Source organism: Lentisphaera marina, assembly GCF_028745505.1.
In the GTDB taxonomy this organism is placed as follows: Bacteria; Verrucomicrobiota; Lentisphaeria; order Lentisphaerales; family Lentisphaeraceae; genus Lentisphaera; species Lentisphaera marina.
Map to the genome: position 1 here is coordinate 921906 of NZ_JAQZZL010000001.1, position 25211 is coordinate 947116.

The following is a 25211-nucleotide window of genomic DNA, read 5'->3' on the forward strand; positions in this document are numbered from 1 at the left end:
CCTTGCTGAGTATTGTTACAGTGTTAAACGAGATGGATATGTAATCCTATACGAAAAAAATAATAATTTCTAACAGTTTTTTATGATTTACACAGTACAAAGTCTCTAATTATTTAGTAAAACCAATTGATCATATGATAAAATGACTAAAAATCAACTTTTTTTAGGATTTATCTTACTCTACGGGACTACACTTCAAATCTAGCTATTGTGACAATAATGAAAAAGTTTTATAATGCGCAGCTATGTATATCAAGGAGAATTAATTGAAGATAGCTCATATTATCACCCGTATGATCATTGGGGGTGCTCAAGAGAATACCCTATTGTCTTGTATGGGGCAAGTACGGGATGGCCACGAGGTGGTGTTGATCACTGGTCCCACTACTGGGCCTGAGGGGAAGCTCCTCGAAAAACATGATACAACGGGCTTGAGAATTATAGAAGTAGAAGAATTGATTCGAAGTATTAATCCACTAAAAGATTGGCGTTGTTACAATGTGTTGCGACAAATCATAAAAGATGAAAAATTTGATGTGGTTCATACTCATGCATCTAAGGCCGGCATAATCGGCAGAGCGGCGGCTTGGAAAGAAAAAGTTCCCGCAGTTATACATACGGTGCATGGCCCCCCTTTCCATCGCTATGAAAAGGCATGGAAAAATCGCATCTATATAGAGAGCGAAAAGTTTGCAGCTAAACGTTGTCATCAATTGCTATGTGTAGCAGATGCCATGACAGATCAATATGTAGAAGCTGGAGTAGCTCCGCGTGGGAAATTTAAAACTGTTCACAGTGGAATGAATTTAGAGCCTTATACAGATGAAAAAGATCCCTGCGGAGTTCGCAAAAAGGTACTTGAAGAATTGTCTTTACCAGAGGATGCCGTGCTTGTTGTAAAAGTTGCTCGTCTTTTTGAGTTGAAGGGGCATGACTTCTTGATCGATGCCGCTGAAGAAGTTTGCAAGACTCATCCAAACCTTTATTTCCTTTTAGTTGGTGATGGTTTGTTGCGAGCTGAAATTGAAGCGGATTTAAAAAAGAAAGGTTTGAGTGAGCGCTTTCGTTTTACGGGGTTAGTTCCTCCTACAGAAGTACCGCGTTATGTCTTGGCAGCAGATATTTTGTGCCACTTATCTTTACGAGAAGGTTTGCCCCGTGCAGTGGTCCAAGGCTTGGCGGCTGCGAAGCCCGCAATAGCCTTTAATCTTGATGGAGCACCAGAAGTGGTAAAAAATGATGAGACTGGTTACCTGTGCCGTGCTGAGAACTTAGAGGATGTAAAGAAGGCTTTAAATGAGCTTTGTGAATCACCTGAAAAACGTCGTAAAATGGGTGCAAGTGGTTGTGCCTTAGTGAAAAAGCTTTTTAGCACAGATCGCATGGTGGAGAGACTGGAAGAAGAGTACCAAATTCTACTTAAAAATGGCTCAAAATAAAATATTAATTTTTTTTTTGAAAGACGGTTGACTAAGTAAAGTCTCCATGTATACTCTCGTCGTCTTGAGGCGTCCCTATCGTCCAGAGGCCTAGGACTCCGGGTTTTCATCCCGGCAACAGGGGTTCGAATCCCCTTAGGGATGCCATTTTTTTTTCAAGACAAGATGCTTAAATGCGTCCCTATCGTCCAGAGGCCTAGGACTCCGGGTTTTCATCCCGGCAACAGGGGTTCGAATCCCCTTAGGGATGCCATTTTCTTCCTTTTTCGAACATCATTCATTTCAAGAAGCTTTCAACTCTGGATCAAAGCTTATACATTGTGTATATGACACAAGAATGTATGGACAAACGGCCTTATTAGTTTATTATGTTGCCTACTATTAAAAAAATGATTAAATTATTAACGGAAAATTGACGTGTTGGATTCAATTCAAAGTGCTATCGATGAGCTCAAAAAGGGCCAGATGATTGTTGTTGTCGATGATGAAAATCGAGAGAACGAAGGGGACCTTCTCATGGTGGCAGAATTTGCTGATCCAGAAGCGGTTAATTTTATGGCAATGTATGGTCGCGGACTAATTTGTGCTCCCATGAGTCAAAAACGTGCTGATGAACTGCATCTATCTTTGATGGCAGATTATAATGACTGTCCCTATGGAACGGCATTCACCGTATCAGTTGATGCAAAAAATGACACTACGACAGGTATTTCTGCTAGTGATCGTTCCATTACCCTCAAACGTTTAGCTGATCCAAAGTTCTCCACAGATGACTTTATGCGTCCGGGGCATATGTTTCCTCTTATCGCTAAATCAGGTGGCGTACTTGAGCGTGAAGGACACACAGAAGCAGCCGTCGATTTGGCTAAGCTAGCTGGTTCACAAGGGGTTGGCGTTATTTGTGAAATTTTAAATGAAGACGGCACAATGGCTCGCCTTCCAGAACTAAAAGTCTTTGCCCAAAAACACGACTTAAAGTTGATCTCCATTGAAGATCTAGTACAGTTCTTAAAAAATAATATATAAAGGAGCTCACTATGGGCCGCAAAATTGAAGGACTTCTCACAGGAGAAGGCAAAAAATTCGCTATCGTAACTGCTCGTTTCAACGAACTTATTACTTTCAAATTAGAAGAAGGTGCAATTGATTGCTTCAGACGCCATGGCGTTTCAGAAGATGATATTGATACAATTATTATCCCAGGAGCTTTTGAGATTCCCGTAGTGGCAGACAAGCTTGCGGCAACAGGTAAATATGATGCAGTGATTTGCCTAGGTGCTGTTATTCGTGGGGAAACTCCTCATTTCGACCAAGTTGTGGCAGGTGTGACTTCTGGTGTAGCTCAGATTGCCTTAAAACACTCTTTGCCGATCATCTACGGTGTTCTTACAACGGACACAGTTGAACAAGCATTGAACCGTGCTGGTGTTAAAGCTGGTAATAAAGGTTGGGATGCGGCACTTTGCGCTTTAGACACAAGTTCAGTCTTGAGCCAAATTTAAGTTTTTAGACTTTAGTAAAAAGCCCGAATCGTAATGATTCGGGCTTTTTTATTTAAACTTCTTTAGCGTTGTGAATATGAACATCTCTTTGGGGGTAGGGAATAGAGAATCCCTTTTCATCAAAGCTAGTTTTGATTTCTTCAAGTAATTCCCAGCGGACGGCCCAGTAATCTTCGCTTTTCACCCAAGGTCTTACCACAAAATTAACGGAAGAATCACCAAGTTCGGCAACGGCAATGACTGGTGCAGGATCTTTAAGGATGAGTTCTTTTGATTGAATTAAAGACTCTAAATGATTTTTAACTTCTTTTAGATTATCGTCATAACCACAGCCAATAACGAGATCAATTCTTCGAGTCGATTTAGCGGAGAAATTTGTCACATTCCCACCTATAATTGAGCTATTAGGGATAGTGATTTGCACATTATCACCCGTTTTTAAAACGGTGTTAAAGATATGGACTTCTTCAATTACACCAGTTTCTCCAGCGATATTAACAAAATCTCCAACTTTAAAGGGTTTGAAAAGTACGATCATGACTCCCGCTGCGAAATTAGAAAGTGTACCTTGTAGAGATAGACCTATAGCTAAGCCTGCTGCAGCTAAAATAGCTCCTAGTCCCATCATATTTACACCTAATTGACTAAGTGTGGCCATGATGACAATAAGCATAAGGGAGATGTTAACAAGGGTGCTTAAGAAGCTGCAGAGGACATCATCTAACTTAGCTTTTTCCATGATTTTCAAGGAAATATTAGTTAAGACTTTTGCGACTTTTTTACCGATGTAAAAAATAAGAAAGGCAAGGATTAAATTGATGATAAACTCACTAGCATTCTCTATTAAGAAGCTTTTGATTTGCTCAATTGTATCACTAAGTTTGTTTTCTTCGGGCATGTTTTAGGATCCGTATATTTTTAAGTAAGTATTCTAAATAGACGATTAAAATGAAAATCCTCAAGCTAAATATGACAATAATTTAATCGGACATTATTGATTAAATACGTATGTTTTCTATAATTAAGAGACTAAAAATTATAAATAAGGATAGAAATGAAAGTTATTAAACCCTTGATGGTACTGCTTCTAGTAAATAGCACAGTATTTGCTGATGAAGTTTTGTTGAAAGATGGCATGAAAATTGTCGGTGATATTCAACAGGTTCACAAAGATAAAATTATTATCAAAACTAAATATGCAGGTGAATTGACAGTTGAGATGATCAATGTGGATAAATTTCACACTGAAACAGAGCAGAATGTAGCGTTTGAGAAAGAACAAAAACTTGTAGGTAAGGTTACATATGAAGATGAAAAAGCTACTTTAGTTCGCAATGAAGATGAGAAAATGCCACTTAAAGGGCTTGTGAGTATTTGGGGAGTTGACAAAAATCACCCCGATTATGTGGCCCCTATTGATCCTTGGACCTATAAAGCTTATGCCGACATTACTAGTCAAGAAGGTAATACTGATAAAGATCTTTATTCTTTAGGTTTATCAGCAGAATATGATGATGCAGACCAGAAAGCTAAATTTTTCGGTACATCTAAAGAAGGTTCAACTGATGGAGTGAAAACGGACAAAGAATATAGATTAGGTGCTGATTATGAGAAATTATTTGGTGACCCAAAACATCATTCATGGTATGTTAGAGGTGGCTGGGAAAATGATGAAATCGAAGGTATAGATTACCGAGTAGGCGCTGCTGCTGGTTATGGTTATTACTGGCTGAAAAGTGATGAAACAACTCTTCGTACGCGAATTGGTTTAGGTTATTTAGTAGAAGAATATGTTGATGGATCGGACAAAAAAGATTCAGTCAGTCTGGATTTAGGCTTTAATTATAAGCAAGCCGTAGGAGATTGGGCGACTTGGGAGACCGATGTTACTTATGTCCCTGCAGTAGAAGATTTTGAAGATTATCTTCTTAGGCATGCAAGTGGAATATCGGTTCCTTTAACGGTTCAGGAAGATTGGTCTTTATTCTTAAAGCTTGGTGTTGAACATGATTATAACTCAGAACCTGCAGATGATCGTGATAATTTAGATACGACATACTTCTTAAGGTTAGCACTTAAGATTTAATGATCTAAAATTTTTTATAATGAAAAGTCCGAATCAATTACGATTCGGACTTTTTTATTTACTTGCTTATTGCTTTTGCAGCGGCCATTAGTATCCCTTTATCGAGACGTACTTTGTAATTAGGATTTACATATTGAAAACTAAGTGTGCCCTTTGAGTCAAAAAGAAAGACAGAGGGAACAGGTAGTGTTCCGCGACGACCGCTGTTAAAGGCAACGCCAAAAGCCTTAGCGGCATTGACTTGGGCATCGGAAAGAAGTGTGTAATCAATTTTGTTTTTCTCTAAACTTTTACTTAAACTTGATGCGCTATCAGGACTGATGGCAATGATTTGTATACCCATTTTTTCTAACGAGGCTTTGCTTGCGTCTAATGCTTGTAAATGGCGGTTGCAATAGGGGCACCACGAGCCTCGGTAAAAAACCACTAAAGTACTTTTTCCCTTACTCAGTTCTTCTAGATCAACACTTTTGTTGCGATAGTCTTTTAATTTTATCGAAGGTAATTGATTACCTACTAATAAAGGCGTGATTTTCTCTTCAAGAGAAGTGGATGTTGCTGAGTGTAGAGGACTTGCTATCAAAGCAATTATACTGATTAAAAATAAATAAGTTTTTTCACGTAGTCTCCTGAATTTGATTATGTCCTGAATCCGTGAGCTGATCTTAAAAAACAGCTTAAAAACAAGAAAACCTGTTGGTTTATAGTAATTTAAGTTACGACACCAAAATCACCCAACAGGTTTTCTCATGAATAAAGCATTTAAACTCGACACAGGCAATGATTCCCTTCACAGTATTGGCGGAATATTTTTAGGTGGCCAAGTCCTTCAACAAAGTGAAATTGACGATGAGTTCAATACAGATCACAAGGCCAATCATATCTTTCAAGATCTAGATATTTTCAAATCACAGGTGGGGTTACTGATTCAGGGGCGTGAACGCTTCACAGATATTAGTCAGTTTCGTGAAAACGAAGTCTTTATGAAATCACTTGGATTAAACAAAGTTCCATCCGAGGAACGTTTGCGTCAACGACTAGAAATCATGTCTTCTGAGCATGAAGTGCATTTAAAATCAGCGAATACAAACCTGCTCAAAAAACAGTGTATAGGTAATATATCAAAAGGGGGGATGAATTTTATTCCACTCGATATGGATGTATCACCCATGGATAACTCCGGTAGCCATAAAGAAAATGTGAGTTGGACATATAAAAATCATGACGGATTTTCTCCCATGTTTGCCTACCTTGGAACTGAGGGCTTTATGCTAAATAATGAGCTGCGTCCAGGTTCACAGCATGCACAAAAAGGGATGCCAGAGTTCTTAGATGACAGCTTTACTATGATCAAAAAATTAAAGCTTAAGCACCCCGTACTACTTCGTTTAGATTCCGCTCACGATGCTGAGGTTAATTTCGGACACCTTCCTGATGATCAATATTTTCTGATTAAACGGAACCTTAGAAAGGAATCTAAAGAACAGTGGCTATCCAACGCACGGCGTTTAGGGCGACAGCTTAAATCTCGAGATGGTAAGAGTGTCTTTGTCGGTGAACTCCATCACAAACATCCTGGAAACAATGAAGAACATAAAGTGGTTCCTGTTATTTTTAAAGTTACGGAACGACTCGAAGATCAAGATGGCAATCGACTTTTGATGCCAGAAATCGAAGTGGAGACCTATTGGACGAATTTACCTTTAGAAGCCGAGGATGTGATCGAACTTTATCACGATCATGGAACCAGTGAGCAGTTCCATAGCGAATTGAAGAGCGATATGAATGTAGAGCGTTTACCCTCAGGGAAATTTAAAGCGAATCAATTCTTTTTGCACTGCGCTATGCTCGCTTTTAATGTGCTCAGAGTCATTGGTAATCACCTTATCCATAATAAATCTTTGGCTCCAATTAAAATCAAAGCCCAACGACGCCGCCTACGGTGCGTGATACGTGACTTGATTTTAACCGCTTGTAAACACGTAAAGCACGCAGGAGATGAAACTCTCAAGTTTGGTCGACATAGCCCTTGGTTTAAGCTGTATCAAAAAATATCATTTAGCCTTTAATCCACTAATAAGAAGTTTATTGCAAAGCTCTTTTATTGAGTTTTGTGCTTTACTCTGTCCAAGTTGGGTGAATTGCCTTAGAAATTGCTATATTTACTATCCTTAGACACCTGATCACGAGCGATAGGCTTAAGAAATAAGGACATCTCACAATCTGGGATAAAAACGATCTAAGAATTACTCGACCAAACCATTATCTCATGAATCTCAAAACCTGATCACGGATTCAGGTATGTTCCAATAAATCCCAAATGCTCTTAAAGAAATTTTTTTGGAGTGTTTTTTTCATATGGCCTTTCCGTTATTAGAATTTAATAGAAATTCACTCAGTTTTTTAGGACTCTAATTATTGATGGATTAATTTAGTCAAAAGAGGAGATTTTTTTGAAGAAGTACATTTTAGCCATTGATCAGGGAACAAGCAGTTCGCGAGCCTTTCTATTTGATGAGAACTTACAATGCATTGCTCAAGCACAAGAGGAAGTCGCCCTTGTTTATCCTAAAAACGACTGGGTAGAACAAGATGCTGAGTTAATTTATTCTAGTGTTTGTAGGACAATAAAAAACTGTTTGAGAAATGCCCAGGTAGAGGCAAGTAAGGTAAGTGCGATTGGAATTACCAATCAACGAGAAACAACAGTGGTATGGGATAGGGAGACTTCAAAGCCCATTTACAATGCGATTTCATGGCAATCCAAACAGACTCAAAAAATATGTGATAACTTGAGCGACTTGGATGTTAAGAAAAAAACGGGGCTACTCGTCGATTGTTATTTTTCAGCACCAAAAGTACGCTGGATTTTAGATCATTGTGAAGCTCATGGGAGAGCTGAAAAAGGTGAACTGTGTTTTGGAACGATAGATACTTGGATAATTTGGAGATTGACAAGGGGGCAATCTCACGTAACAGATTTAACGAATGCCTCGCGAACTATGGCATTTGATATCCATAAGCTTAAATGGGACATGGAGATATTGGAAGCATTAAATATTCCTCTAGAAATCTTACCCGAGGTATTAGCTTCTAAAGATTGTTTTGGGTATGCGTGCACAGACGTTTTTGAGGAAGCCTCAGTTCCTATTCTTGGGGTAGCAGGTGATCAGCAAGCTGCTTTATATGGTCAAGCTTGTGATCATCCTGGTATGGTGAAAAATACCTACGGGACGGGCTGTTTCATGCTAATGAATACGGGCGCACAGGCAATAGAGTCGCAGTCGGGACTATTAACAACTTTAGCATGTTCAAGTAAACAAGAACCACAATATGCGCTAGAAGGTTCTGTGTTTATTGCGGGGGCCGCAGTGCAGTGGTTGCGAGATAATTTACAGATTATTGAGGAAGCAAAAGAGGTAGGTGATTTAGCAGAGCAAATCACCAGTAATGAAGGAGTTATTTTTGTGCCCAGTTTTAGTGGTTTGGGCACACCTTATTGGAAGTCGCATGTCAAAGGTGCTTGCTTTGGTTTGACTCGATCAAGTGATAAACGTCATTTTGCGCGCGGAGTTTTGGAAGCGGTAGCCTATCAGAGTCGAGATTTGTTGGAAGTTATGAAAAAAGATTGCGGAAGCCAAATTCATTCATTGCGGGTGGATGGAGGTGCATGCGCGAGTCAGTTTTTGATGCAGTTTCAAGCGGATTTACTGGGGATGAATTTAGAATTGCCAAAATTCACTGAGAGTTCAGTTTTGGGTGCGGCACGTTTGGCTCTGGAAAGTTTAGAAAATAAAACTTTTGATTGTGAATCAAGGGATGAAAAGGTATTTACGCCCCATGCCTGCCCCTTGCAAATGAATGATAATTATAAATTGTGGCAGAAAGCCATAAATGCGGCTATCGCATTTAGCGAGTAATTAAGTCGGATTTGTCTATTTCATTTTTTAGTTTATAGTGCGAGCCTTTTGACCAAGAGGTCTTTACATCACCAAAATGTCCCGAATTTACGATTCGGCTAACACAAGGAAATCAACATGTATACTGTATGTGCATTATATAAATTCGTGCGTCTAGAAAATTATCAAGAGATGCGTGAGCCACTCAACCAAGTTATGGAATCAAATGAAGTTCGTGGAACCCTACTTTTGGCTAATGAGGGCATAAACGGAACAATTGCGGGCCCCGCAAAAGGTATTGAAGCCGTCTTAAACTATTTGAATAAAGATTGTGGCCTCGAGCCCATCGAATATAAGAATTCTTTTAGTGAGAAAGCTCCTTTTAAGCGCACCAAAGTAAAGCTAAAAAAAGAAATCGTCACTATGGGTGTTGAGGGTATTGATCCCTTGCAATCGGTAGGGACTTATGTTAAGCCAAGTGAGTGGAATGAATTAATTTCTGATCCAGAAGTCGTTCTAGTTGATACGCGCAATGATTATGAAGTTGGTATTGGGACCTTTCAAAATGCACTTAATCCGAATACCGAGAGCTTTCGTGAGTTCCCCAAATATGTTAAAGAAAACTTAGACCCTGAGAAAAATAAGAAAGTCGCCATGTTTTGTACTGGTGGCATCCGCTGTGAAAAATCAACCGCGTACTTAAAAGAACAAGGTTTTGAAGAAGTGTATCACTTACAGGGCGGCATTCTTAAATATCTCGAAGAAGTGCCGAAAGAAGAAACTATGTGGGAAGGTGAATGCTTTGTATTTGATGACCGTGTTGCGGTTAATCACGATTTAGACAAAGGTCAATATGATATGTGTCATGCCTGTCGTTTCCCGATTACTAAAGAAGATCAAGAACATGCACTTTTTGAAATTGGGGTGAGTTGTCCTCATTGTCACGCTAAGACTTCCGAGGCGGAGAAATCTCGTTTCCGCGAACGTCAACATCAGATGCAACTTGCTGAGAAACGTGGGGAAGATCATATTGGTTCCGATGCCATTCGTTCTGCACAAGCACGACAACAAGCTAAGGCGGAAAAAAAGCGATATGACCGAGAACAAAAGTTGCGTCAAGCGCAAAAGAAGTCCTAATGAAATTTCATAATGTCGAGCTCTTAGCTCCTGCGGGTTGTTACGCTTCCTTAAATGCGGCAGTTCAAAATGGTGCAGATGCGGTATATTTTGGTTTAGCACAACTCAATATGCGAGCACGTGCAAGACGCTCCTTTCATACAGAAGATTTACCTGAGATCATTCGCATTTGTCAAGAAGCTGGAGTTAAATCCTATTTAACGCTTAATACATTGCTCTATGAGCATGATTTAAAACTCTGTCGCAAAATGTTAGAGACTGCGAAAGCTGAAGGTGTGAGTGGGGTTATTTTATCCGATATGGCAGCGGTGCAAATGGCCAATGAATTAGATATAGAAGTTCACTTATCAACGCAGTTATCTATCTCGAATTATGAATCACTTAAGTTTTACGCACCCTATTGTGATCGAGTTGTTTTAGCCCGCGAGCTAAATTTAACGATGATTTCTAGCATATATGAAAAGATTCAACGAGAAACTTTACTCGGACGCAATGGCAAAGAAATGGAAATAGAAGCTTTCGCTCATGGAGCTTTATGCATTGCGGTTTCAGGTCGTTGCGGCATGTCACTCTACACGTCAAATGCATCAGCTAATCGTGGTGCCTGTGAGCAGAATTGTCGCAAAGAATACACTGTCACGGATTCTGAGGGGAAACAACTTAAAGTTGATAATAATTTTATTATGTCGCCGAACGATATTAATACGATCGATTTTGTGGATCAGTTGCTTGAGAGTGGCGTTCGCGTCTTTAAAATTGAAGGTCGCGGTCGTTCTCCAGAGTACGTGGCGACAGTTATTAAAGCCTATCGTGCAGCAATTGACGCAGTTCAAGATGGGACTTATGGAGCAGAATTTGTCAAAAATCTGATGCCTGAATTAGAGAAAGTTTATAACCGTGGTTTTTCATCGGGCTATTACTTAGGTCGTGAACAGGGGTGGGCGGAAGCTGATGGTAATAAGTCTCCCTATCGTAAAGTTTATATAGGACCAATAAAGCATTACTTTTCAAAGGCAGGAATTGCTGAAGTGGAGAGCTGTGCAGGAAGCTTAAGAGTGGGCGACGAATATGTAGTTGTCGGTAAAACCACGGGAGCGGTTCAGGGCGTGATTAGTGAAATGCGTTCTTCGCAAAATGGTGAGATGGTGGCTACTGAAAGTGTTGTGAAAGGTGAGCTTTTTACTTTCCCTAACACAGAAAAGATTCGCCCGAGCGATAAACTTTATAAACTGGAAAAAATTGATGCCAAAGCTTAAGCATAAACGTCAAGAGTGTATTGGTTGCTGTCTCTGTGCGGAGACCGCCCCCACTTATTTTTATATGGATGATGAAGGTTTAGCTCAGTTACATGACTTTCGTCAAGAGGGTGTTTTTCAGGTAGTTGAAGCTTTTGAAATGGACAGGTCTGAGCTCGAAGAAGCTGTTCGAGGGTGTCCCGTCAATATTATTTCTCTTACCTAAATCGCAAGATTGATAAAAACTTTGTAGAGGTCGAAGCCATCACCAAATTGGTAGCCAAAGCCAACACGACCTACTTCAAGAAATTTGAACTTCCATTTTTCTTTGAGTTTAAACGATAGGCCTCCTTCATAGGTTTGTCGCACATCTACATCTTTTTCCGGATCGTCTGCTTCTAGGGAGAAATTGTCAAAGTAAACACGAGTCATAGCATAGGTGGCTAAGTTGAAGTCATAGTCAAAGAAGCTGCCTTCAAGGGGAGTTTCAAGGTCAATACCAGTTTGCCAAAAAGTAAGTGTGGACTCGGCGTTATCATCCTCCGAACGGGCTTTCGCGTAAGTAAGACGATTAACCCACCAATGCTGTAGTTGATCACCAAATTGATATTTAAATGCTGAACCAATAGCCGTTACAAGCGTATTTTCACTATTATCAAAATCATGGGCATAACCTAAGTCGAAGAAGGGTTCGACGCTAAAGCGTTCATTGACTCGGTGACGGTATTCAATACCAGGTATAAAACTACCTACATTAATTGAATCGGGAGCCTCCCCATCGGTGGCACTCCAATTGTAAATACCAATGTTTACTGGCAGTCTTAAACGCAAGCCTTCTCCATCTTCTTGAAATTTATATGCAAAAGGGAGCCGCATAAGAAAAGCTTGCTCTCCAGAGACTTCATAAACACCGCTACCTAAGTAATTGCCAAAGGCATAGTGAACTGCAGGTGGGAAGTCAGCAGAAAGTGAGTTCGAAAAAAACAGAAAAATGATTACGAGAATTTTTTTCATGTTTTCCTTTCGATTTATTCAACTTAAGTCAATCTTATGACTAAGAAAAACTATGCAAGATGAAAGCTCAGAAGTACAGGGGTATTATTTTAATAAAGTGTGTTTTTAAGCTATGATTTTATCGCAAGCTTTACCTTCTATAAACAAAGTTGAATAATTACAGAAGGCGTAAGTTTCGCTTAAAACACAGCGCTCGGGATCATTTTCATCCAAAAGGTAGATGCCACTAAGCCACTCTTTATCTTGACGAAAATCATGTATTTCTTCAATTCCTGCATAGAAACTATAGAGTTTAATGTTGTTCACCCATTGAATATCAAAAATACAGCTCTCTTCAATATAATCCTTGATTTGTTTTTTGATTTCTAGTGCTTTGAGTAACAGTGTTTGATTGGGGGCTTGCGCATCTCCTGCAATCCAGATATCCATGATTTTACTTAATTTTGAATTTTCTAAACTGTGAGTATGAAGTCGACAGTGCCAGGCATTCTTTGGTTGATTGGGGAAATAATCAGGAAAAGCTTTGCAGGGTTCATAAGTAAAATGGAAGTTTTGGATACTGTAGTGATGCATAAAAGGCTCCGATAAGTTAATTGGCATGCCTTAATTTTATGGCTCCGCATCTATTAGTTCTAAAGATAAAATAGATCTCATTCATTGATTTTATCAATAGTCTTATTTGAATAGTTTATCTTATGATCAAATGCTTAGCTTTAGTTATAGACTAAGCATTTAGTTTCACACAGGGATTAATGTCCAGATTTCTTTCTTGCTTTTTTGTCTTTTAGAGATTCGAGATAAGCAATTAAGTCACGAAGGTCATGCAGTTGTAAAGCCCGGGCAATGGGTGGCATTCCAGAACTGGGACCTTGCTTGCTTACGACATTAGTCTTCAATATTTTAACAGTTTTTGTAGCTGTTTTGATTTCATAGTGATCTACTGTCTCTTTTTGAAGTATGCCTGCGGTTGATTTGCCATCTTTAGTTGAGACGATGAAAGTACCAAAGCCCGGAGCAATTAATTTATTGGGGTGAATGAGTGATTCCATGATGGTGTGTGGATTTTGACGAGTTCCGATACCGTCAAGTGCAGGTCCTTGAACGCCTCCTTTTCTATCGATTTGATGGCATTGTAGGCATGCTCCTTGACCTTCAAATATGATTTTGCCAGCTTCAATATCTCCTCCTGTAGTGGTGAATTGATATGAATTGTCAGGCTTAGAATCAAACTGGGCGATAATGCTGCTAGCTTTAGGGGTGTTGAGTGATTTTAAAGCTAGATAGAGTTCAAGTTGAGCTTCTTTGGGTATGAGTGCATCTTTTTGGTTCCATAGCTTAATTAAGCGTATTTGTAGGCCTGTGTTGCCTTTGAGACCCTTGATGATGGCTCGTGCTTGGGGGACCTGTTTTAGATTTAAATATTTTGATTCGAGCTGTGCGTAGTTGGCTAATTTATATTCATAGGTCAGTTCGATGAGCCTTGCTTGCACGAGATCATCTTTTTCTGATAAAATCATAGCTGGGATCTCTTTAAGGTAGTTGGAGTCCTGAGCGATAAGTGTATTTAAAGATGAAATACGTATGTTTGCAGGAGCTTTTGAATTTTTGATTTGAGCTAAGAGTGTTTTGCTTGAAAGAGGTAATTTGATATCTTCAGCTAGTTTCAGTCCCATTTCCAATAGATGTCCATTAGCACTTTCTAGGAGCTGTGTCAGACCTGGACTAATGGCAGAGTTTATATCAATCACACGATTTTTAGTTGGACGGTATGTAGAGAATACTGGGTCATTTTCAGGTGGTTTAGACCACCTCTTAAGTGAGCGTAAGGCAAATTCTCGCACTTGTTTTTCAGCATGAGTATTATTAGCGATGTTGATGGTGTTTACGGCATTTTGTTTTTCTCCAATCCACATATTTGAAAGTAAAATTCGTCTTTGTAGTGGAAGTGAGTAGTTAGATATCTGGGAGCTTTCGGCAGCTATAGAAGGCATTGCAGCCATAATTTGTTTATCGTATATGGCGCGAATTGCTTCTTCTTTGACGAGCTGATTTTTATCCTGAACAAAACTTTGTAGGTGAGTAGATTCTAGTTCTCGTAAAATAAGTACAGCAATTAGTCGCAGTTCATTTTTTTCGGATTTCACCTGCTTAATAGCACCGGCTTCATCATTCAGTCTTGCTAAGGCTCGTACACCCACATGACGAATTATGTGCTCTTTTCCATTATTCATTTCTAAACATTTCCACAGAGCATTAATTGCTTGTGATGAGCCCACTTTTCCAAGCGCAATGATTGCGGTTAGCTGAACGCGAGGAGATTTATCTTGGAGTGCATTAATGAGGATATTTTCATTCTCTGAAGAAGGCTTGAAGTCACCTAAGCTGCGACAGACATGTTGGCGAATAATATAGTCGGAGTCATTAGCGAAGCTAGAAATGAATTTTGCGGTGTTCGCAATTTGATTACGTTGAAGCTGACTTAAACCCCATAGAGCATGAAGGCGTTCAACAGTACTTGTGCCTTTGGCTAGAGCGTTTTCTAAAGTAGAAACATTTTTTCTTTTAACCAGTTCGAATTGTGCATATTTACGTACGCGCATGTCGGGGTGATTGAGAAGTTTTTCTGGTTTGTCGACTTTATCGAATCCTTCTGCAAATAATTGTTGAGTTTGTTTAACCGAGGCTTTAGAACTACCCTCAGGATGTTCAATATACTGGATACTACCACGATCATTAACGGACCACCCACCACCGAAATCAGCTATATAAATTTTTCCATTGAAGCCTAAATTCACATCTGATGCCACGACTTGTGATACGGCGGGATCAGAGGATAGGGTTTTGAATGAAGCTCCGTTTTCCGCAAATTGAAAGCGCAAGATGTTTGAACGCGACGTACTAGCACGGAAGTTAGAAACGAGGAAACTATTTCTCCATTCTTCCGGGATTGCTTCGCCAGTTAAGTAGGTGATTCCAGAAGGGCCACTGCTAAAGTTGCTAATGGGTGGAAGGTACCATAGGGGTTGTTTGGCTTGTTGGGGTTTAAACATTTGATCTTCGATCCATGGGGAGCGGCCATTGAATTCAGCATGATCCAGGCGAGCGCGATATTGATGGAGGCCTTGGTGTTCCATATACCAGCCAGAATCTCCACTTTCCACTGCATAGACGGCGCGTGCACTATCGCCAATATCGCCAGTATTATCAAAAGTAAAAAGGTTGCCATGTTCATCAAAAGCTATCTCTTGCGGATTTCTGAGGCCGTAGTGAAAAACTTCTAATTGGGTGCCATCAGTATTGCAACGAAAAATAGCGCCACGACCAGGAGCAGCAAAATTAACACCTTCCTTTGAGGTGACGTTGTAGCCACGGTCGCCAATCGACCAGTACAATCGACCATCGGGCCCCATGATGACACCATGCATGTCGTGACCCATCATACTGAGACGCGGACCAAAGCCAGTTAGTAAGATCTCAGATTTGTCAGCAATTCCATCACCATTAGTGTCGGTAAATTTCCATAGGTTGGGGATGCAAGTTAAGTAGATAGATTTATCATGTTCAATCGCAGTAAAAGCAACTCCGTCTGCAGTGTTGCCCATCATTCCATCTGCAAATAGTTTGCGAGTATCAAAAACTCCATCACCATTGCTATCTGTGATCTTTGCGATCCGTTCACTATTGCGAGTAAAGTAAGCCTTTCCAGTTTTCGGATCTTGCTCTTGCATTTTGATACGTTCTTCAACAGTCTGGTTTTTGAAATCTTGTTGAGTAAATTGTTTCGCACCACGTATATCGAGGATTTGACCATGTTTTTGACGGGGGGACTCGACAATGTAAAGGCTGCCATCGTGACCAATGCCAAAGCTAGTCATGTATTCAATGCTTGGGTATTGAGCAATTTTCCCCGAGTTTGAGAATTTAGGGTTGTGAATTTTTCCAGTGAAATCTTGAACTTGAGGATTAGCGTAAAGTGGTGACAGCGCGGTGATTGAGCCAAAAACGACAAGTGCGAATGCTTTGATCATAGTTGTTATCCTTTGTGTGATTGTTGTCTAAACTACAAAGGTATACGTAAAAGCGAGTATGTTTTTTGACAATCTTTTCATTTTTCAACAAGGGGAATACAAGTATTTGTCGCTTTGATACAAATCGAAATTTATTTAAGTGAGTTTATAGACATAAAAAATGCGAGAACAAGTCTCGCATTTTTAAAGAACTGAAATGGATGTCAGGCTTTTTCGTCAATAAGTCTTTGCAGGTCATTATGATCAAAGGTGTAGCGACTTGAACAGAAGTGGCAGCTTACGGCTATTTCTTCTTTCTTATCTCTAGACTCAATGAGCTCATCCTTATTTAAAGTACGCAAAGCAGAAAAAGTCTTTTCTTTACTGCAGTTACACTGAAAAATAGGGTTTGGGCAAGAATGTATGGAATACTCTTGTTGCTCTTCACCTTCGTCAAAGAGTAATTGAATAAGTTTTTCAACATGGTTATCCAGTTCGGGGGCCGTGTCGAGTAAGGCTCTAAATTCTGGTGAGCGCATGCGTTGGCGCGCGCGATCGAGTTTTTCTAGATCACAACCAGGAAGAGCCTGAATCATGAAGCCTTGGCATAAACTTACAGGATTTTCTGGGTTAGGACGAAAATTCGTAGCGATAACGAGCTCAGTTTCAACTTGTTCAGAAGTGGAAAAGAAAAAGCCGAGATCATCACTTAGTTCTAGTAATTGTGCTTCAGTAGTTGAGGAACTGATGAGCATTTTTTCTGATGAACGAACTACGGAAATTTGACCATTTTCACCATAGGACTCACCCATACTTGTGGTGTGTACAGCTAGGTTGGTGTCACTGATTAGGCCACGTACGTCTGAGTTTGCTCCTACATCAACAACAACTTTACCTATGGGGCCATCGTACTGCCAACTTATGGTAAAGCGATGGTCATCTTGAAGTAGAGGGGATATGAGTAGTCCAGTGCCGAGGGCACGGCACAACAATAAGCCGGAAACAGGATCACAGTTATGTTTAATGATTCCTGTTTCTACAGCTTCGGAGGCATGAACGACACTGAATCGTGCGTTCAAGCCCTCAATAATGCCTCTGTAGAGGAAGTCGTTCATTTACTTGGCAGCAACCATTTCGCTAGCCGCTTCATACATTTTGTCGAAGAGGTCTGCTAAGTGAGATTCTTCGGTACATGAGAATGCTACGCGAATATTTGAAGCGCCAATAGAAATGGTGCCAATACCTTTGTTTTTGAGTAAGTATTGACGGTACTCATTGGCATCTAAACCTTGCTCAAGTTTCATAGTCATGAAATAACCTGAGTTGTAGGGGTAAGGGCTGAAATATTCTGCAAAGCGACTATCAGTAAGAACTTCTTTTACTTTTTCATAGCGCGCTTTCATGATGTCGAATTTCTCTTGCTTTTGTGATGCGTAATCGCCATTGCTGAAAGCTTTGAGGACGATGCGCTGTGAAAGATGAGAAATATTAGAAACAGTGGCACGAATAGCTCCGCCAGTTTTTTGTTCGAGAGCTTTTAAACCTTCAGACGCTAAACCTTTAGCAGCGTAAGTAATAAAGCCGCAACGGAGGCCCCATACGTAATCTTCTTTAGTTGCACCATCAACTTTTACAGCGAGGACACGCTCGTGAAGGTCAGCGAAGTAGCCAAAGAGAGATTCTTTAAGTACGTCTTCTTCAAAGAAAAGGCCAAAGTAAGCATCATCGCAAATAACTACGACGTTTGTGCCTGTGTCAGCTACAGCTTTCACGGCATCGAGAATACCATCAACATCCTGTTTAAGAACGGAGTAACCAGTGGGGTTATTAGGGAAGTTGAGGATGGTGGTGATTTGATCTTTGCCTTCAGCAGCCTTTAGAAGAGTTTCTTTGTAGCTAGCGCTGTTGAAAGTGCCATCTTCATTGAAGAGAGTGAAAAACTCCATATTAACGCCGAGTGTAGCGTTAAAGTAAAGGTTGTAGTTACCCCAGAAATGGTCAGAAAGAACAAGAGTTTCACCTGGATTCATGAAGAGTGAACCAGTGAGAGAAATACCATGAGTTAAGGCATTTGTTACAACGGGAGAAGAAACATCTTTTCCAGCCATAGAGGGGTTCTTTTCTAGTTGTAGCTCTTGCCATTTTGTACGTAGAGCTGGAAGTCCTGGTGAAGGTGCATAAGGAAGGTATTCAGCATTCTCGAGATCGTTGACTTGTTCGGTGATTGAATCAAGGCCCATGGCTTTGCCTCCTTCAGTCGCGATACCAATGGTAGCATTGTAGAGGTGAGCATCAGCTTTTGCTTCAGCACTTTGTGCTAAGATACCAGCAGATGGGAAAAAGATACGCTTACCGTAGTCGGATAACATTTCGAGTACGTGTGGGTTAGATGTAGAGATTTGCTCATTGAGTTTTTCAGCGAGATGGTTCATGCTTAAATCCTTCTTTTAGCTATGATTATAAAAATTCGCGCGCTAATCTAATACCATTTTTCAGATTTATAAGTAAAATTGAATAGCTTTTAATGCAAAGTATTCATTATTATTTTCAAAAAATTACAGCTTTGCACGTTTTTTTGTTAAATAATTGATATTCATGTGTTTGCGAGGGCTTGTATCGTTGGAGTGGAGTTTTATTTTATAAGCCCAATTGTTAATAATCTAGCAGGCTAAGCATGAGTGTAAAAACAGGAAATCATTCGGTGATAAAAGATTTTATTCGGCATCAAGTGGAAGAGATGCAGAAGCACAAATGGCTTGAATCTGAGAAAGCGGGTGCGGATTTAGGGGAAATAGCTTTTTTGGATTGGGTAGATAAATATTATGATAAGTTTTCTAAAGCATACTTTTCTGGTAAAGTGCTTTAATTATTCACTATTCTCATCGCGGTAGACAGCATCGCAATTGTCTTCAGGTTTGGGAAACCATTTCACTAAAAAATCGGAGCATTGCTGAGGCTTGACTTCTTGAATCGTACAATGATTCTTTCCCTCTAAAAAGATACATGAATGATCTTCCCTAGAAATAAGGGTAAGGCCTTTGCGATCAGGTCGAAGTTCAGTGTATTGATCTAAGAATTCCGTTTCACTTATTTCAAGGTATTTTGCGATTTCCGCAATCTCCGCATCGTTAAGTTTAACGATGCCCGGCCAACGGCAACAGTTGCCACAGCGTTGACAGTCCCAGCTTCCCATACATTCTCGTTTTTAGTAAATTGTTCTATAAAAGGCGAATCGGTTTATTTAGTGATTTTCTTTTAGCATAAAAATGCACTGACTGCAAATTCCAGCCAAAAAAAATCCCACAACTCAAAGAGTTGCGGGATTAAGAACTAGTCTTAAGGGGTGCTTAGCTGAAGAAAGATTTCATTGCTTCGCCGATATCAGATGGAGATTGAACCATCTTGATACCACAGTCCTTGAGGTACTGAACTTTTTCTGCACCAGTGCGGTCACCACCACCAACGATTGCGCCAGCGTGGCCCATGCGTTTACCGGGAGGCGCTGTCAAACCGGCGATGAAACCGACGACAGGCTTGTTGTAGTTTTCTTTGATCCAAAGAGCAGCTTGTTCTTCTGCGTCACCACCGATTTCACCGATAAGTACGATACCCTCAGTTTGTGGATCTTCAGCGAACATTTTAACAACGTCAAGGTGCTGAGTGCCGTTGATTGGGTCACCACCAATACCAACGCAAGTTGATTCGCCGAGGCCAGCTTTTGTGATTTGGTCAACAGCTTCGTAAGTAAGTGTACCAGAGCGTGAAATGATACCGATTTTACCTGGCATGTGAATGTCAGCAGGCATGATACCAATTTTGCCGATACCAGGAGTGATTACACCTGGGCAGTTAGGGCCGATGAGACGAGTCTTGCTGTCTTTCATCGCGTGCTTAACTTTCATCATATCGAGGACTGGAATACCTTCCGTAATACAAATAACGAGGTCGAGTTCTGCATCGACAGCTTCGAGGATTGCATCCGCAGCGAAGGGAGGGGGTACGAAGATAACAGAAGTGTTAACTTGCTGCTCTTTTACAGCTTCAGCAACACTGTTATAAACAGGAGTGCCGTCGAGATCTTGACCGCCTTTACCAGGAGTTACACCAGCGACAACAAAGTTGTCCATATATTCTTTCATGAGACCAGTGTGGAAAGCGCCTTGTGAGCCAGTAATACCCTGAACAACGACGCGAGTTTTTTCTGTAACTAAAATAGCCATTATATAATTTCCGCGATTATTTTTTTACTGCAGCAACAATTTTTGCAGCAGCTTCGTTGAGTGAGTCAGCAGTTTCGAAAGTCATACCAGACTCAGCGAGGAGTTTTTTACCTTCAGCAGAGTTTGTACCACTTAGGCGAATCACAATTGGTTGTTCGATATTGCCGATATTCTTAACGGCTTCGATAACACCTTCTGCAACGAGGTCACAACGAACGATACCGCCGAATACGTTGATAAGAATACCTTCAACGTTGGGGTCTTTAAGGAGGATGCGGAAAGCTTGCTCAACGCGTGCAGGAGTAGCTGTACCACCGACGTCGAGGAAGTTAGCTGGTGAACCACCAGAGATTTGGATCATGTCCATTGTTGCCATTGCAAGACCAGCACCATTTACCATACAAGCGACGTTACCGTCGAGCTTGATGTAAGCAAGGTCATGCTCAGAAGCTTCAACTTCTAGAGGCTCTTCTTCGAGTGGGTCGCGGAGTTCTACGATGTCTTTTTGACGGTAGAGAGAGTTTGAGTCGAAGTTAACTTTACCATCGATAGCGTAGATTTGGTCATCTTCAGTTACCACGAGCGGGTTGATCTCAACGATAGAGCAATCTTTTTCCATGAACATTTTGTAGAGGTTCTGAGCGATGTTAGCAACAATACGTGCTTGCTTGCCTTCGAAACCAAGTGCATCAGCTACTTTACGTCCGTGGTAAGCCCAGCAGCCAGCTGATGGGTCAACTTTGATCTTAGCGATTTTTTCAGGAGTGCTTTCAGCTACTTCTTCAATATCCATACCACCTTCAGTAGAGGCGATGATGAATGGGCATTGAGTTGCACGGTCGATAGTAAGAGCTAAGTAGTATTCTTTAGCAATATCCAAACCAGGAACAAGCATGATTTTGTTAACTTTGCAGCCTTCAGCTGTAGTTTGGTGTGTGATAAGTTGCATACCTAAAATGTTGGTAGCGTGCTCGATGGCTTTTTCTACTGTGGGGGCAAATTTAACACCGCCACCTTTACCGCGTCCACCAGCGTGAACCTGAGCTTTAACAACGCACTGACCTAATTCAGTTGCGTATTCTTCAACGCCTTCTAATGACTCGAAGACTTTTCCTTCTGTAACTGGGATTCCATATTCTCTGAATAAGTCCCTAGCTTGGTATTCGTGAATAAGCACAGTTTTTCTCCTGATTGCTTTATATTTGTAAAGTCGCAGGTGCAACATAAAGCAATGCGCTCACCTTACTAATAGGAGCGCACAAAAATTAAGTAAAATTTATGTCAGAGTTTTATTATTTTTTTAATTGAAGCTTTGGTTTTGGTTTCAAGCTTGGGTCAGTGATGAGACTCGAGCTTGAGTCGTCTGCTTCTTCTTGGGCTGGGGGAGGAGTTAAGCCGCCACCAGGAGGAGTGAGTCCACCGCCGGGAGGAGTAAGTCCACCACCGGGAGGAGTTAATCCGCCACCGGGAGGAGTGATAGGCGATTTTGATGAGTTGCCAGGGCGTGCACTGCTCATTGAAATAGCTTGGCTTCTGCCCACTGATGCCGTATCTGTAGAGACCTCTTCAGACTGTTCAATTTCTTCGGGGCTAAAAAAGTTGGAAGAATTACCAGGTTTACTTTTTGAGAAGCTGATTTTTTTCTTTTGGATTTTTGAGCCATCACCAGCATCTCGACTCGCTTCGGCTTGTTCAGTAAGACTAGGGCCTTTAGTTCCTGTACCAGCTTCTTCTTCAGGCATTTTTGTTGAGGGGGCAGGAGCGGCTTCGCCAGATATTTGATCAAGAGTGATTTTGTTACGTTTGAACTTTTTATTGATTTTGTCTTTAAAAACGACGAATGCTACGACTGCTAAGCCTAAGATAACGATGAGTGCAATTGCAATGACTTGGAAGCCAGCCATAGGACCATCTTCGTCTGAGTCTCCGCTGTCAGCTAGAGCTCTTTTTTTAGCAGCTTTAGCCGCTCGTTTAGCTGCGGCTACTTTAGCTGCTTCTGCTTCTTCCTCTTCTAGTTTTTTGAGCATTTCTGCTTGTTCTTTGAGTTTATCTTCTTCTGTGAGAAGGTCGCCTTGGAGTTCTGCAATTCGCTTAGCGTTTTCGGCTTCTGCTTTTTCTTTATCTAAACGTGCCTGTTCAAGTTTCTGAGCCTCTAGGAGCTTGGCATTATTAACGCGGTCTTCTTCAGCTTTTCTAGCGGCTTCAGCGGCATCTAGTTTTTCTTGTTCGACTTGAAGTTTTTTAGTGATGAGTTTGTTTTTGTCGTTTACTCTAGAATTGATGAGATCGCTGATGAGATGCCAAGTGCTATTGACGTAAATGAAACCATTCTTTTCATTCTGGAGGATGAGTTTGTCGGCGATCGGTTGCACGTTTTTGTTGAGTGTGACGTTGAATTGGTAGCGCTGTTTAGCGATGAGTGTATCTATGTATTTTTGACGATTAGTCTTAACTTTGTCAGGAAAGAAACTATCTCTTAGGGCGGGGTCCAGGATGTTTTTAATAGCATACTGTCCACTAAAGCCCACAAAAAGGAATTCATTACTGATTCGTTTGATTTTACCTTTGACAGCTATTTTTCTAAAAGGGTCATAAACGAATTCGACATAATCGCCTTCTTTATATATAGGGAAAGTCTCTTCGGCATTCTCTACAAGTTTCTTTTTGTCGAGAGTGGGATGCAACTTTTCAGCATTAGCACGAGCTTGCTTGTTAGCTTCTGCAGTGATGTCGGAGATTAATAGAGTTTTGTCACCGATAACAATGTCAGTATTATCAGCTAAAACGGCGTCTAAGATCTTATCACTAATAACTTTAGGGTTTTCAACATATAGCTCATTAGGAAACTTGGTTAATTGCAGAAAAATGGACTGATTGACATCGGCACTTTTTTCGGAATTAATAATGACTTCTAGTGAGAGAGCTGAATTGATGGATACAGAAATGAATAAAAGAGCTAAATAAAAACGTGTTGTCATGTAGTTCCCAGAGTATTAGAAATGTAAATAAAGTTCATAAGTATAATTTAAAATTAATCGCTTTGCCAGTCGAAAAGGCTTGGAGAGTTGTCAGTATGTGATTCCGAATTGCTTTTTTTCTTGTTTTTGACGTAATTATTCCCGTTGATATCCTCTAAATCTTGGAGGATGTTGTCGGCTCGTTTAATTACAGATTTAGGTATGCCTGCTAATTTCGCAACATATATTCCGTAACTTCTGTCGGCAGCACCTGCTTCCATGAGAAGGCATTTGCAAGTTACGGTTTGCATTAAAGTTATATTTTTCTGAGAATTGAGAAAACCAGTTTTCAAATGCCATCAAATTGTCTTGCTTCCATTCGCATTCTTTTATGGACTGCCTAGTCCGATGCATGATTGTATCCTATTTGATGCTGCAATCTTGGCAACGAACTTTCAACAAGGTCTGGCAAACCTATCATTCTGCTGGTGCTCCGCAGTCATCGCATAAGACATTTGATAAACTCTTTTCTTTTTAAATTTCTTCCTTAATTGTGATTATAAGAAATATTGGGGAGGTTGGCTGGATTGGTGGATAATCATGATGCTTTTTTTAAAGCCTGTTTGTGGAGTGGTTCATAATTATCGCCACTGACCCAAAGTCGATGCATTAAAACAGCTAGCTTCCTAGCTATGGCTACTTTTGCTTTTTTTCTCCCCGCGCCACCACCTCGTGAGGCAATTCGATGTCCGTACCTCTTCAAATCAGAATCCGGGGATCTATCGCTAAAAATATGTTGAGCACAAATAACCAGTAATGATCTCAAGTACCTATCTCCATGCTTTGTTATTCTTAGTTGTTTATCTTTTTCTCCCGATTGGTCCCGCTTTGGAGTTAGGCCTAAAAAAGCACCTATATCACGACTCTTATTAAAACGGCTTGGATCATCAATAGTTAAAACAAATGCCAAGGCAGTAACTGGTCCCACTCCAGGAATCTGCCGCAGGTGCTGAGCCTCGGGACAAGACTCTTCACTAATCAGTTCAATTCGATCATCCAACCTCTCTATTCGATCAGTCAGTTCTTGACATTCGTATAGCATCTCACCTAAAGTTGGCAATAAATCATCACTTACATATTCATACATCTTTTCACTGAAACGATTAGCTTCGCACTTAGGGAGATCACTAACTCCTAAACTCTTTAGTATACCCCTTAATGAATTCATCGTTTGGGTTCGCATCTTCACAAAATGCTCACGAGCACGCAACACTGTAAGCATTTGCTGGGAGTCCATACTTCGGTGTTGAATGCCGTACAAAAGTGATGGATCCATTCGGGCTACCCGTGCTATTTTTTCAGCGTCTTTTTCATCGCACTTATTCGTGCTGTCCCATATCATTCGGAGCTTACGAGCATTTGCTACAATTACATTGAAGCCCATACTTTTGAGTTTGCTCGATATCCATAAAGAGTTACTTCCTACTTCTAGAGCTACTCGGATTTTATGAGGGCGTTCATAATTCGAAAAATATACACTTAACGATTCCAGATTATTTTCAATTTTTGCTTGTTCGACGATTTTACCTTCAGAATTTAAAACACAAATATCGTGTTTTTGATTTCCAAGATCCATTCCAATTGTTATTTCAGGTACAGTGATAGTAGTTTTAGACATGGCAGTTCTCCGTTAATTTTGGTCGTAACTTAATTAA

The 25211-nt window shown here is 40.5% G+C and carries 23 protein-coding genes and 2 tRNA genes; 12 read left to right on the top strand and 13 right to left on the bottom strand.

Annotated elements, in window-relative coordinates; genetic code table 11:
* The first annotated feature begins 266 nt into the window (after positions 1-266).
* The 5 genes from PQO01_RS03725 (at position 267) to ribH (ending at position 2941) form a co-directional block, all read left to right on the top strand.
* On the top strand, positions 267-1439 hold the full coding sequence (locus PQO01_RS03725; protein ID WP_274312703.1) for a glycosyltransferase family 4 protein: 1173 nt from the start codon (positions 267-269) through the stop codon (positions 1437-1439).
* A 71-nt stretch (positions 1440-1510) separates the two neighbouring features.
* Positions 1511-1586 (top strand) — tRNA-Glu (locus tag PQO01_RS03730).
* Between the two features lie 30 nt (positions 1587-1616).
* A tRNA-Glu gene (locus PQO01_RS03735) sits at positions 1617-1692 on the top strand.
* 164 nt (positions 1693-1856) lie between these two features.
* Positions 1857-2465 carry a 3,4-dihydroxy-2-butanone-4-phosphate synthase gene (ribB, locus tag PQO01_RS03740; RefSeq protein ID WP_274312704.1) on the top strand — a complete coding sequence of 203 codons (609 nt, stop codon included), beginning with the start codon at positions 1857-1859 and terminating at the stop codon, positions 2463-2465.
* 11 nt (positions 2466-2476) lie between these two features.
* Positions 2477-2941 carry a 6,7-dimethyl-8-ribityllumazine synthase gene (ribH, locus tag PQO01_RS03745; protein WP_274312705.1) on the top strand — a complete coding sequence of 155 codons (465 nt, stop codon included), beginning with the start codon at positions 2477-2479 and terminating at the stop codon, positions 2939-2941.
* A gap of 52 nt (positions 2942-2993) precedes the next feature.
* On the opposite strand, the gene PQO01_RS03750 is transcribed toward ribH, so the two are convergent.
* Positions 2994-3839, bottom strand: a complete 846-nt coding sequence (locus tag PQO01_RS03750; protein ID WP_274312706.1) for a mechanosensitive ion channel family protein — start codon at positions 3837-3839, stop codon at positions 2994-2996.
* A gap of 156 nt (positions 3840-3995) precedes the next feature.
* Between PQO01_RS03750 and PQO01_RS03755 the strand changes: the two genes are divergently transcribed.
* On the top strand, positions 3996-5027 hold the full coding sequence (locus PQO01_RS03755) for a DUF481 domain-containing protein (protein WP_274312707.1): 1032 nt from the start codon (positions 3996-3998) through the stop codon (positions 5025-5027).
* 58 nt (positions 5028-5085) lie between these two features.
* Here PQO01_RS03755 and PQO01_RS03760 read toward each other — a convergent pair whose 3' ends face one another.
* A complete protein-coding gene (locus tag PQO01_RS03760) occupies positions 5086-5610 on the bottom strand; it encodes a peroxiredoxin family protein (RefSeq protein ID WP_274312708.1) in 525 nt (174 codons plus the stop codon).
* Positions 5611-5776: 166 nt separating this feature from the next.
* On the opposite strand from PQO01_RS03760, the gene PQO01_RS03765 reads away from it, so the two are divergent.
* The 5 genes from PQO01_RS03765 (at position 5777) to PQO01_RS03785 (ending at position 11524) form a co-directional block, all read left to right on the top strand.
* Positions 5777-7096 (top strand): IS1380 family transposase, encoded by a 1320-nt coding sequence (locus PQO01_RS03765; RefSeq protein WP_274311999.1) that lies wholly within the window; start codon positions 5777-5779, stop codon positions 7094-7096.
* 384 nt (positions 7097-7480) lie between these two features.
* Positions 7481-8947: a glycerol kinase GlpK gene (gene glpK / locus PQO01_RS03770; RefSeq protein ID WP_274312709.1), complete on the top strand. Its 1467-nt coding sequence runs from the start codon at positions 7481-7483 to the stop codon at positions 8945-8947.
* Positions 8948-9064: 117 nt separating this feature from the next.
* Positions 9065-10063, top strand: a complete 999-nt coding sequence (gene trhO / locus PQO01_RS03775) for an oxygen-dependent tRNA uridine(34) hydroxylase TrhO (RefSeq protein ID WP_274312710.1) — start codon at positions 9065-9067, stop codon at positions 10061-10063.
* Positions 10063-11319 carry a peptidase U32 family protein gene (locus PQO01_RS03780; protein ID WP_274312711.1) on the top strand — a complete coding sequence of 419 codons (1257 nt, stop codon included), beginning with the start codon at positions 10063-10065 and terminating at the stop codon, positions 11317-11319. The genes trhO and PQO01_RS03780 overlap by 1 nt, the downstream gene beginning before the upstream one ends.
* Entirely contained in the window at positions 11306-11524 is a 219-nt protein-coding gene (locus PQO01_RS03785) for a ferredoxin (RefSeq protein ID WP_274312712.1), read from the top strand. Before PQO01_RS03780 ends, PQO01_RS03785 begins: the two co-directional genes overlap by 14 nt.
* Here the strand turns inward: PQO01_RS03785 and PQO01_RS03790 are convergent.
* The 5 genes from PQO01_RS03790 to PQO01_RS03810 all read right to left on the bottom strand — a co-directional run bounded on the left by PQO01_RS03790 (position 11521) and on the right by PQO01_RS03810 (position 18751).
* Positions 11521-12312, bottom strand: a complete 792-nt coding sequence (locus PQO01_RS03790; protein WP_274312713.1) for a hypothetical protein — start codon at positions 12310-12312, stop codon at positions 11521-11523. The genes PQO01_RS03785 and PQO01_RS03790 overlap by 4 nt on opposite strands.
* A 105-nt stretch (positions 12313-12417) precedes the next feature.
* A complete protein-coding gene (locus PQO01_RS03795) occupies positions 12418-12885 on the bottom strand; it encodes a hypothetical protein (RefSeq protein ID WP_274312714.1) in 468 nt (155 codons plus the stop codon).
* A 176-nt stretch (positions 12886-13061) separates the two neighbouring features.
* Positions 13062-16340 (bottom strand): DUF7133 domain-containing protein, encoded by a 3279-nt coding sequence (locus PQO01_RS03800; RefSeq protein WP_274312715.1) that lies wholly within the window; start codon positions 16338-16340, stop codon positions 13062-13064.
* A 203-nt stretch (positions 16341-16543) separates the two neighbouring features.
* Positions 16544-17434: an Hsp33 family molecular chaperone HslO gene (locus PQO01_RS03805; RefSeq protein WP_274312716.1), complete on the bottom strand. Its 891-nt coding sequence runs from the start codon at positions 17432-17434 to the stop codon at positions 16544-16546.
* A complete protein-coding gene (locus tag PQO01_RS03810; protein ID WP_274312717.1) occupies positions 17435-18751 on the bottom strand; it encodes an aminotransferase class I/II-fold pyridoxal phosphate-dependent enzyme in 1317 nt (438 codons plus the stop codon).
* 242 nt (positions 18752-18993) lie between these two features.
* Here PQO01_RS03810 and PQO01_RS03815 point away from each other — a divergent pair, with 242 nt between their 5' ends.
* On the top strand, positions 18994-19185 hold the full coding sequence (locus PQO01_RS03815) for a hypothetical protein (protein ID WP_274312718.1): 192 nt from the start codon (positions 18994-18996) through the stop codon (positions 19183-19185).
* Here the strand turns inward: PQO01_RS03815 and PQO01_RS03820 are convergent, their stop codons facing one another.
* The 6 genes from PQO01_RS03820 to PQO01_RS03845 form a co-directional block, all read right to left on the bottom strand.
* The gene (locus tag PQO01_RS03820) at positions 19186-19512 is read right to left on the bottom strand and encodes a YkgJ family cysteine cluster protein (protein ID WP_274312719.1); all 327 of its coding nucleotides are present in this window, start codon (positions 19510-19512) and stop codon (positions 19186-19188) included.
* A gap of 154 nt (positions 19513-19666) precedes the next feature.
* The gene (gene sucD / locus PQO01_RS03825; RefSeq protein ID WP_274312720.1) at positions 19667-20539 is read right to left on the bottom strand and encodes a succinate--CoA ligase subunit alpha; all 873 of its coding nucleotides are present in this window, start codon (positions 20537-20539) and stop codon (positions 19667-19669) included.
* A 16-nt stretch (positions 20540-20555) separates the two neighbouring features.
* A complete protein-coding gene (gene sucC / locus PQO01_RS03830; protein WP_274312721.1) occupies positions 20556-21764 on the bottom strand; it encodes an ADP-forming succinate--CoA ligase subunit beta in 1209 nt (402 codons plus the stop codon).
* Between the two features lie 67 nt (positions 21765-21831).
* Complete coding sequence (locus tag PQO01_RS03835; RefSeq protein ID WP_274312722.1) at positions 21832-23517, bottom strand: hypothetical protein; 1686 nt, start codon at positions 23515-23517, stop codon at positions 21832-21834.
* Positions 23518-23570: 53 nt separating this feature from the next.
* Complete coding sequence (locus tag PQO01_RS03840; RefSeq protein ID WP_274312723.1) at positions 23571-23849, bottom strand: MutS-related protein; 279 nt, start codon at positions 23847-23849, stop codon at positions 23571-23573.
* Positions 23850-24094: 245 nt separating this feature from the next.
* The gene (locus PQO01_RS03845; RefSeq protein WP_274312724.1) at positions 24095-25174 is read right to left on the bottom strand and encodes an IS110 family RNA-guided transposase; all 1080 of its coding nucleotides are present in this window, start codon (positions 25172-25174) and stop codon (positions 24095-24097) included.
* Positions 25175-25211 lie beyond the last annotated feature (37 nt).